Here is a 9,405-nt window from a genome sequence, read left to right as displayed (position 1 = left end):
TAGGTCGAGGGCTTAACCAGGTTGGTTTAGGTAAGAGGAAGTAAGAACGGATGAATAGATATGTAACAATGTGTGGTTTTGAGGGTATATGTAATTAATTTTACATAATCTTGAATTTTAACGCGTGAATCCATGTTTGGGTTTGCGCTTTTTTATTGTAAATTTTTTAAAAAATTTAATTTCAGTATTGCAATCTGGGGAATGAGAAGGTAAATTAAAAGAAGAATCATGCAAAGTGCAGCAGCAGGGACAGATAAGGAGCATTGATTATGGAGAAAGAACGGGGTGTTATCCGCATTTTGATGGTCTGCCATGGAAATATATGCAGATCTCCTATGGCGGAGTTTGTCATGAAGGACATGATAGAAAAAGAGCGTTTAAAAGACTGTTTTTATGTGGCGTCAGCGGCAACCAGCACAGAAGAACTGGGAAATCCGGTTCACAGGGGGACCAGGGAAAAGCTGAAGCAGTACGGGATTTCCACTGAGGGGAAATATGCGGTGCAGGTATCCCGGAAGGATTACGACAAGTACGACTATCTGATTGGCATGGATAAGAGAAATGTAGGGAATATGCTTAAGATCGTGGGGGAAGATACCAAAGGGAAGGTGAAACGGCTTCTGGACTTTTCTTCCAATCCGAGAGACATTGCAGACCCGTGGTACACGGGAGATTTTGACCGCACTTATGACGATGTTTATGAAGGATGTGAAGCCCTTTTATCGTATATTTTAGACCAGGACTATCCCTGGAGTTGAGAAAATCAAGAAATGGACCAGCTTCCCTGGGAAATCAGGAAGGGTCCGTTTCTTTTTTTGAACTATATTTCAGTGTCAAGAATGGTGACATTTAACGCCTCGCAGGAAAGATCCAAGTCTGTTCCGGCCTTTGAGGGAGGTGCGATAATACGGATGGTAGGGCGCAGGGCAAATCCCGGCGTATTGTCCCTGACAATAGCAGTGCTTCCGTCGCTTAAGTGTACCACGGTACCCACTGGATAGGCGGCAACGCACTGCAGGAAAGCGGTGAGAAGATCCGGGTCAAAATGGGTGTCAGCACAACTGCTTAAATAATCAAAGATCTTTCTTGGAGACCAGGCCTTCCGGTAGGGTCTTGTAGAATTCAAGGCGTCATAGACATCTGCAATGGCTAAGATGCGCCCGTAAAGAGGGATGTCCTCTCCCACAAGGCCTAAGGGGTATCCGGTTCCGTTAAATTTTTCATGGTGGGTACGGATTCCCTGCAGCACTGCCTGGGAAATAATGGTGTTCTGTCCCAGTTTTTCATAAGAGATGCTGGGGTGCTGCTTCATGACTTCAAATTCTTCGTCGGTCAAAGGACCGTTTTTATTGGTTATTTCAATGGGGATATCGGTTTTTCCGATATCGTGAAGAAGGCCGCAGAGAGCCAGGTCATTTAAGCGATTGAGGGGAAGCCCGATGTAGCGGCCCAGCAGCACGCTTAAAATGCCCACATAAAGGCTGTGAGAATAGGTGTATCCGTCGTAATCTCTGATGTCGATCATCTGAAAAAGATATTTGTCCTTGCTCAAAATATTCATAACAACAGTTTCAGCTACACTGGTAATTTCCTGGTAGATCTGTCTGCTGGATTGAAAGGTCATTTTTTTCAGGCTTTCGTCAAAGGCTTTGCGGATGCTCGTGAGCATCTTTGCCTTTAATTCCGGCTCGACAAAATCCTCCGGCTCAATTCCCTCTGCCAGTTCTGTATTGATATAAGCCCCCTGAACCCCAACGCTTTGCATCCGGACAATAATTCGTTCGTTTAATTTACACCCGGCTACTGCAAAGGGAAGCATGGGGTTTGGCCCTTGAATGTTTCGGGCCAGTTCCATGCCTTCCACTAACTTTTCAATAGGAAGATAAATCAACTTTTTTCACCTCAAAGACTGGAGTCCAGTCTTTTTTTCCTTCTATTCGGTATATTCCTTATTTTATCATAATTGGAAGTATATGCATAATATCTCATTAAATTATAGATGTTATTGAGTCCTGCGTCAATGGAAATTTGTTATACTCTGAAACATCAATGTGGCCCGATTTGGTACTAACTTAAAAGTCCTTTGCATATGATGGTAAAAACGTCCTAGCAGGGGGATTTTCTTGAAGGAATATATTGAAGAGCGGGCGGTTGCGATCGCCAATTACATCATAGACTACCATGCGACCGTGAGGCAGACGGCAAAAAAATTTGGGATATCCAAATCCACGGTACATAAAGATGTAACAGACCGCCTGGAGCATATCAATCCCTCCCTGGCAGCAAGAGCCAGAGTGATTCTTGACATCAACAAGTCAGAACGCCATATCCGGGGGGGCCTTGCCACCAAAGAGAAATACCAGCATAGGCTGCAAATGTGCAGCAAAAGGAATTAACTGGAAAAAAATGGGCAGCCGCCGCTTTTTGGGCGGCTGTTCTGTTGCAAGAATTATTTTTTTATTAAAAGTTCCTTAACAATTTTATCCTATACTACTTGTTTTTAACCTGAAATTTTATTATAATAGCTAGTATGTATAAAAATAAGAATATATAGCGTTGTTATATAGGAATTGGTACAAAGGAGGCCGTATGATTAAAAAACAAGAGAGCAATTTCAAGAAGGCTGTCAACGAATTGCTGGGTTATTCCTCAGGAACAGGGGATGAGACCGATATTCCGGACTATAAAGAGGAACCGAGGGCAGCCGTACAGGAAGCCCCAAACAGTGAAGAGGTTTTGAGCCCGGACCAGAGCTCATTTTTTAATCCTTCCGGCATCCAGAACCCCTCTGCGGGACAGGCACCGGTCCGCATGACCGCGGAGACCAGCAAGGTGTCCTCCTATACTGTGGAGACAAAGACACTGTCCATGGAGCCTGTAAACCAGATATCTTCCAAGGTGGCTGTGATTACAGAGGACATGACTGTCAACGGTGATATCGTCACCCAGTCGGATTTGAATATTTACGGCCAGGTAACCGGAAGCGTTGCCAGCAGAGGCGATGTTTTGATCATGGGCCGTGTGACCGGAGATGTTTCCGGCGTCAACGTGAGAGTGGAAGGCGAGGTCAACGGAAATGTGACCGTTGATAAGCGGACTGACTTAGGCGTCAACGGAAGAATCAAGGGAGATATTACGGCTGCCAATGTATTCAGTGAGGGCGTCAGCGAAGGCGATGTCAAAGCAGAAGATACCATTCATTTTGGAGGAAGTGCGATTGTAATCGGTAAGGTTTATGCCAAAGCATTTGCTATTACACAGGGAGCCAAGATCAAGGGAATGATGACTACCTACGATTGATAGAGAAGACTATGAACAAGAGAAAAAACAGCAGGCGCAAACCTTACTTTGGAAGTGTACGGTTTTTCCGTCATTTAATACTTACAACCATTGCATTGCTCATCCTGATTCCCACCGGTCTGGCTGTATTTTTTAAGGCAGAAAACAACAGGCTGGCCAAGGAACGGTACAGGCTTTATAATGAAAATAAAGAGCTTCGGACTCAGGCTGATGAGGTTAAAAACAGCAAACCCATTCCCGAACCGGAGCCGGTTCAAGTCTCCTCCAGCCAATATGGAGAGATCCTGGTGGATGCCAGTTCCTGGGAGCTGATCCTGGTCAATGACACCCATCCCTTAAGCCCCAGCTTTCAAGTGGACTTAGTGGAAGTGCAGCCGGGCCAAAGTGTGGATGAGAGGATTGCCGGGGACCTTGAGGATATGCTGTCTGCGGCTGAAGCAGAGGGATACCACCTTGGGATATATTCGGCCCACCGGGATTTAAAGAGACAGCAGTCTCTTTTTAATGAGTGCTTAAGACGGCTTCAGGAGGAAGGGCTGGACTATCAGCAGGCCTTTTATGAAAGCAAGGCCAGGGTTGCCCTGCCGGGAACCAGTGAGCATCAGACCGGTCTGGTAGTGGATATTGCCCCTAAGGCTTACTTTTATCTGGACGAGAACAGGGAGGAGACGGCGTGGCTGGCTGAGAACAGCTACCGCTTCGGATTTATTGCCCGTTACCCGGAGGATAAGGAACATATTACGGGAATCCGCTATGAACCGGAGCACTTCCGGTACGTAGGAAAAACAGTTGCCAAGTTCCTGGTGGAAAATGACCTGGTGCTGGAGGAATTTTACGCCCTCCTGCAGGACAATGGCGGGGCTGAAAAACCGGAATAAAGCTAAAAAAATTGTTTTTTATAAAAAATCTGTTGACACGGATCAGCAGATTGTGTTATTCTTTACCCCAGTATGAAGAGACATTATCGTTTTCATGCAAATATCGACCACTTCGTTAGAAGTTAAGCCCAGACGGACAGGCGGGTCGGCTGCCGAGCGTGGGAAACCACATTATTGATTGAGTTAGAAGCTCAAATTTTATAAGTTGATTACTTAATAATCAGTGCGATTGCACATCATCTTGTGAAACGATCAATAATAGCAGGGACGATATATTTGCTATGTAGACGGAAACGATAATTGTCATGAAGAATAGGGGAAAAGTGCCCTTATGGTTATTCAATTCATGAAATTACAGGCAGGTGATGTGAAGTCACCTGCCTTTTTGATTGGAAAAACGGAAGAAATAATCTCAGGATAAGGAGAAATAGAAGGCCATATGAACAGAGAAGACCAAAAGAGGGCGCCCATTTATGAGGCTCTTGAAATATTCCGGAAAAAGAGAGTGGTTCCATTTGACGTGCCGGGCCACAAGCGGGGGAGAGGAAATCCGGAGCTGGCCCAGCTTTTAGGGGAACGGTGTGTGGGCCTTGATGTGAACTCCATGAAGCCCCTTGACAATTTATGCCACCCGGTTTCCGTCATCAGGGATGCGGAGCAGTTAGCGGCCCAGGCATTTGGGGCGGCGGATGCATTTTTGATGGTGGGAGGAACCACGTCGGCGGTCCAGAGCATGATTTTATCGGTCTGCAAGGCAGGGGATAAGATCATACTCCCCAGAAATGTCCATAAGAGCGCCATCAATGCCCTGGTCTTATGCGGTGCGGTTCCGGTTTATGTAAATCCGGAAGTCAACAGCATGCTGGGCATTTCCCTGGGAATGGAAATCAGCCAGGTGGAAAAGGCCATTGAGGACAATCCTGATGCGGTGGCTGTATTCGTCAACAACCCCACTTATTACGGGATATGCTCTGACATCCGCTCCATTGTCCGGGTGGCTCATGCCCATGGGATGAAGGTTCTGGCTGACGAGGCCCACGGAACCCATCTTTATTTCGGGAAAGACCTTCCGGTTTCCGCCATGGAGGCAGGGGCGGATATGGCGGCCATTTCCATGCACAAGTCAGGGGGAAGTCTGACACAAAGTTCCCTGCTTTTGTTAAACAAAGGAGTTAACGGGGATTACGTGCGCCAGATCATCAACTTGACCCAGACGACCAGCGCTTCTTACCTCCTGCTCTCAAGCCTGGATATATCCAGAAGGAACCTGGCTCTGCGGGGAGAGGAATCCTTTGCAAGGGTAGCGGAGATGGCTGAATACGCCAGGGAGGAGATCAATTCCATCGGAGGCTATTATGCCTATGGAAGGGACTTGATCAACGGAACCAGTATCTTTGATTACGACGTGACAAAGCTTTCGGTCTATACCCTGGGAAATGGCCTTGCGGGGATTGAGGTTTATGACCTCCTTCGGGATGAGTATGATATTCAGATTGAGTTTGGGGATATCTGCAATATTCTGGCCTATATCTCCATCGGGGACCGGATTCAGGACATTGAGCGGCTGGTGGGGGCGCTGGCGGACATTGAGCGGCTCTATAAGAAGGACCGGGCGGGAATGCTCTCTGGAGAGTACATAGCGCCTAAGGTGGTCATTTCCCCTCAGGAGGCATTTTACTCCCAGAAGGTGTCTTTGCCGGTGCGGGAGGCCGCAGGAAAGGTCAGCGGGGAGTTTGTCATGTGTTATCCGCCGGGAATTCCCATTCTGGCGCCGGGAGAGATGATCACCGAGGAAATTGTGGAATACATCGTCTATGCCAGGGAAAAGGGCTGTTCCATGCAGGGAACGGAGGACCCGGCCGTGGAGCATCTGATGGTGTTGAAAAAGTAGCAGGAGGGCAGAGATATGGAGATATGGTTTTCTGAATTGCATACTTCCAATGTAAAGCTTTCAGTGCGGATCGATAAGCAGTTATTTTCCGGTGAAAGCGAGTATCAGAGGATTGATGTGTTTGAATCCCAGGAGTTTGGAAAATTTGTGGCTCTGGACGGGGATATTGTTTTTTCAGAAAAGGATGAATTTATCTATGATGAAATGGTGACCCATGTCCCCATGGCAGTCCATCCCAATGTGAGGAATGTGCTGATCATCGGCGGCGGAGACGGAGGGGTGGCAAAGGAGCTTTTGCAGTATCCCTCCATTGAATCCATTGACGTGGTGGAGACGGATAAGCTGTTTGTGGATGTTTGCCGGGATATATTTCCGGAGGTGGCAAAGGGGCTTGAGGACAAGCGGGTCCGGGTCTTTTACGATGACGGCCTTCGGTATCTGAGAAATAAAAAGGAAGCTTACGACCTGATCATCAACGATTCCACAGACCCGTTCGGGCACACGGAAGGGCTGTTTACCAAGGAATTTTACGGAAGCTGTTATAAGGCCCTTAAGGACGACGGAATCATGGTCTACCAGCATGGAAGCCCCTTTTATGATGAGGATGAAATGGCCTGCAGAAGCATGCACAGGAAGGTATACCGTTCCTTCCCCATAAGCCGGGTCTATCAGGCCCATATTCCGACGTGTCCGTCGGGTTACTGGCTCTTTGGCTTTGCATCGAAAAAGTATCACCCCATTTATGATTTTAAACCGGAAACCTGGAAAAAATTAAATATAGAAACCTGGTATTATACGGCCAATCTTCACACAGGAGCTTTTATGCTGCCAAAATATGTGGAAGATTTATTGGAAGAGGAGGAAAAAGAATGAGCAGATTATTAGTTATCGGATGTGGTGGTGTTGCCTCTGTGGCAATCCACAAATGCTGTCAGAACAGCGAGGTGTTTACTGACATTTGTATCGCAAGCAGGACTAAAGAAAAATGCGATGAGTTAAAGGCGAAACTGGAGGGAAATACAAAGACCAGGATTGAGACCGCTAAAGTGGATGCGGACTGTGTGGCTGAGGTGGCTGCGCTGATTAAGGAATATAAGCCTGATGCAGTTTTAAATGTGGCTCTTCCTTATCAGGACCTGACCATTATGCAGGCCTGCCTGGCAACAGGGGTGGATTACATTGACACGGCTAACTTTGAGCCGGAAAACACCGATGATCCTGAGTGGAGAGCGATCTATGAGAAACGCTGTGAGGAGCTGGGCTTTACTGCTTACTTTGATTATTCCTGGCAGTGGGAGTATAAGGAGCGCTTTGAAAAGGCAGGGATTACCGCTCTTCTTGGAACCGGCTTTGATCCGGGAGTGACCAGCGTATTTTCCGCCTATGCGTTAAAGCATTATTTTGATGAGATTCACACCATTGATATCCTGGACTGCAACGGAGGAGATCACGGCTATCCGTTTGCCACCAACTTTAACCCTGAGATCAACTTAAGGGAAGTTTCTGCCAACGGCTCCTATTGGGAGAATGGAAAATGGGTTGAGACAAAGCCTATGGAGTTTAAGTCCAAGTATGATTTCCCGGAAGTGGGAGAAAAGGACATGTATCTCCTTCACCATGAGGAAATCGAGTCTCTGGCTAAGAACATTCCGGGAGTGAAGAGAATCCGCTTTTTCATGACCTTTGGACAGAGCTATTTAACCCATATGAAGTGTCTGGAGAATGTGGGGATGCTTTCTACCTCTCCGATCAAATTTAACGGACAGGAAATCGTCCCGATCCAGTTTTTAAAGGCTCTGCTGCCCGATCCCGCTTCTCTGGGCCCCAGAACCGTAGGAAAGACCAATATTGGATGCATCTTTACGGGAGTGAAGGATGGGAAGGAAAAAACCATTTATATTTACAATGTGTGCGACCATCAGGAGTGCTATAGAGAAGTTGGCTCTCAGGCCATTTCCTATACCACCGGTGTTCCGGCCATGATCGGCACCATGATGGTGATGACCGGTGCCTGGAAAAAGCCCGGCGTATTCAATGTGGAAGAGTTCGATCCCGATCCCTATATGGAAGCTTTAAACAAATGGGGTCTTCCATGGGTGGTATGCGAGGACCCGGAGACCGTAGAAGTCTGGAGACAGGAATAAAGCATGAAAATTGAGGAATTAAAGACTCCGTGTTATGTGATTGATGAAGGTAAGCTGGAGGAAAATTTAGAGATTTTAAAGGGGGTCAGGGAACATACAGGGTGCAGCGTCTTGCTGGCCCAAAAGGCGTTCTCCTGTTTTTCCCAGTACCCCCTCATTGGAAAATATCTTGACGGAACCACGGCCAGCGGTCTTTTTGAGGCACGCCTTGGCAGGGAGGAGATGGGGCTTGAAAACCACGTCTTCGCCCCGGCCTACCGGGAAGAGGATTTTCATGAGCTGGTCAAAATCTGCGACCACATCGTGTTTAACTCTTTTTCCCAGTTGGAGAAGTTTAAGGACTGCTGCCATGAGGTGAGTGTGGGCATCCGGATCAACCCGGAGTGCTCCACCCAGGAAGGCCATGAAATTTACGATCCCTGCGCGCCGGGGTCCAGGCTGGGAGTGACCCTTGCCAATTTTAAAGAGGAGTGGCTGCCTTATATTTCAGGGCTGCATTTTCACACCTTATGTGAGCAGAATGCAGATGATTTGAAAAAGACCCTGGAGGCGGTGGAGACCCGGTTCGGGAAATATCTGCACGGCTTTTTCTGGCTGAATATGGGCGGAGGCCATCATATCACCAGAGAGGATTATGATATCGGCCTGCTGGAAAAGTGTATTAAAAGGATGCAGGAGAAATATGGCCTTCACATTTACTTAGAACCGGGAGAGGCCATTGCTTTAAATGCCGGTTATCTGGTGACAGAGGTGATGGATGTGGTGGAAAACGGGATCAAAACCCTGATTCTTGACGCTTCTGCCGCCTGCCATATGCCTGATGTGCTGGAAATGCCTTACAGGCCGCCCTTAAAGGACAGCGGTCTGCCGGGAGAAAAGGCCTTTACCTATCGGCTTTCTTCCTGCACCTGTCTGGCCGGAGATGTGATCGGCGACTATTCTTTTGACAGGGAAATAAAGCCGGGAGATAAGCTGTACTTTATGGACATGGCTATTTATTCCATGGTGAAGAATAACACGTTTAACGGGATGCCTCTGCCTTCCATTGCTGTTATGGATAAGGGCGGGGACTGCCGGGTGATTAAAGAGTTTGGGTATGAAGATTTTAAGGGAAGACTGTCTTAGAGAGGCTTGAAAAATCAGTATTCCCGCCGTTTGAAAAGGTAAATGTACAGGCGCATGACGGACAAAG

The 9,405-nt window shown here is 47.4% G+C and carries 9 protein-coding genes; 8 read left to right on the top strand and 1 reads right to left on the bottom strand.

The features are described 5' to 3' along the window. The first annotated feature begins 269 nt into the window (after positions 1-269). Positions 270-758, top strand: a complete 489-nt coding sequence (locus QM657_RS04900) for a low molecular weight protein-tyrosine-phosphatase (RefSeq protein ID WP_415065431.1) — start codon at positions 270-272, stop codon at positions 756-758. 62 nt (positions 759-820) lie between these two features. Here QM657_RS04900 and QM657_RS04895 read toward each other — a convergent pair whose 3' ends face one another. Then, the gene (locus QM657_RS04895) at positions 821-1,891 is read right to left on the bottom strand and encodes an HD-GYP domain-containing protein (RefSeq protein WP_415065430.1); all 1,071 of its coding nucleotides are present in this window, start codon (positions 1,889-1,891) and stop codon (positions 821-823) included. Between the two features lie 232 nt (positions 1,892-2,123). Here QM657_RS04895 and spoIIID point away from each other — a divergent pair, with 232 nt between their 5' ends. The 7 genes from spoIIID (at position 2,124) to nspC (ending at position 9,338) form a co-directional block, all read left to right on the top strand. After that, on the top strand, positions 2,124-2,396 hold the full coding sequence (spoIIID, locus tag QM657_RS04890; protein ID WP_333645402.1) for a sporulation transcriptional regulator SpoIIID: 273 nt from the start codon (positions 2,124-2,126) through the stop codon (positions 2,394-2,396). 193 nt (positions 2,397-2,589) lie between these two features. After that, complete coding sequence (locus QM657_RS04885; protein WP_415065429.1) at positions 2,590-3,300, top strand: polymer-forming cytoskeletal protein; 711 nt, start codon at positions 2,590-2,592, stop codon at positions 3,298-3,300. An 11-nt stretch (positions 3,301-3,311) separates the two neighbouring features. Beyond that, positions 3,312-4,178: a M15 family metallopeptidase gene (locus QM657_RS04880; RefSeq protein ID WP_415065428.1), complete on the top strand. Its 867-nt coding sequence runs from the start codon at positions 3,312-3,314 to the stop codon at positions 4,176-4,178. Between the two features lie 439 nt (positions 4,179-4,617). Continuing rightward, the gene (locus QM657_RS04875; protein WP_415065427.1) at positions 4,618-6,069 is read left to right on the top strand and encodes an aminotransferase class I/II-fold pyridoxal phosphate-dependent enzyme; all 1,452 of its coding nucleotides are present in this window, start codon (positions 4,618-4,620) and stop codon (positions 6,067-6,069) included. 15 nt (positions 6,070-6,084) lie between these two features. Beyond that, positions 6,085-6,942 carry a polyamine aminopropyltransferase gene (gene speE / locus QM657_RS04870; RefSeq protein WP_415065426.1) on the top strand — a complete coding sequence of 286 codons (858 nt, stop codon included), beginning with the start codon at positions 6,085-6,087 and terminating at the stop codon, positions 6,940-6,942. Next, on the top strand, positions 6,939-8,213 hold the full coding sequence (locus tag QM657_RS04865) for a saccharopine dehydrogenase family protein (protein WP_415065425.1): 1,275 nt from the start codon (positions 6,939-6,941) through the stop codon (positions 8,211-8,213). The genes speE and QM657_RS04865 overlap by 4 nt, the downstream gene beginning before the upstream one ends. A 3-nt stretch (positions 8,214-8,216) precedes the next feature. Then, on the top strand, positions 8,217-9,338 hold the full coding sequence (gene nspC / locus QM657_RS04860; RefSeq protein WP_415065424.1) for a carboxynorspermidine decarboxylase: 1,122 nt from the start codon (positions 8,217-8,219) through the stop codon (positions 9,336-9,338). Positions 9,339-9,405: the final 67 nt, after the last annotated feature.

The organism is Lacrimispora sp. (genome assembly GCF_047605665.1).
Classification (GTDB): domain Bacteria; phylum Bacillota; class Clostridia; order Lachnospirales; family Lachnospiraceae; genus Lacrimispora.
The sequence above is the reverse complement of the archived record's forward strand: the minus strand, read 5'-3'. Positions and strand labels throughout refer to the sequence as shown.

Coding starts and splice junctions, on each gene's coding strand:
- QM657_RS04900 (WP_415065431.1), top strand. CDS start 270: ATGGAGAAAGAACGGGGTGTTATCCGCATTTTGATGGTCTGCCATGGA.
- QM657_RS04885 (WP_415065429.1), top strand. CDS start 2,590: ATGATTAAAAAACAAGAGAGCAATTTCAAGAAGGCTGTCAACGAATTG.
- QM657_RS04880 (WP_415065428.1), top strand. CDS start 3,312: ATGAACAAGAGAAAAAACAGCAGGCGCAAACCTTACTTTGGAAGTGTA.
- QM657_RS04875 (WP_415065427.1), top strand. CDS start 4,618: ATGAACAGAGAAGACCAAAAGAGGGCGCCCATTTATGAGGCTCTTGAA.
- speE (WP_415065426.1), top strand. CDS start 6,085: ATGGAGATATGGTTTTCTGAATTGCATACTTCCAATGTAAAGCTTTCA.
- QM657_RS04865 (WP_415065425.1), top strand. CDS start 6,939: ATGAGCAGATTATTAGTTATCGGATGTGGTGGTGTTGCCTCTGTGGCA.
- nspC (WP_415065424.1), top strand. CDS start 8,217: ATGAAAATTGAGGAATTAAAGACTCCGTGTTATGTGATTGATGAAGGT.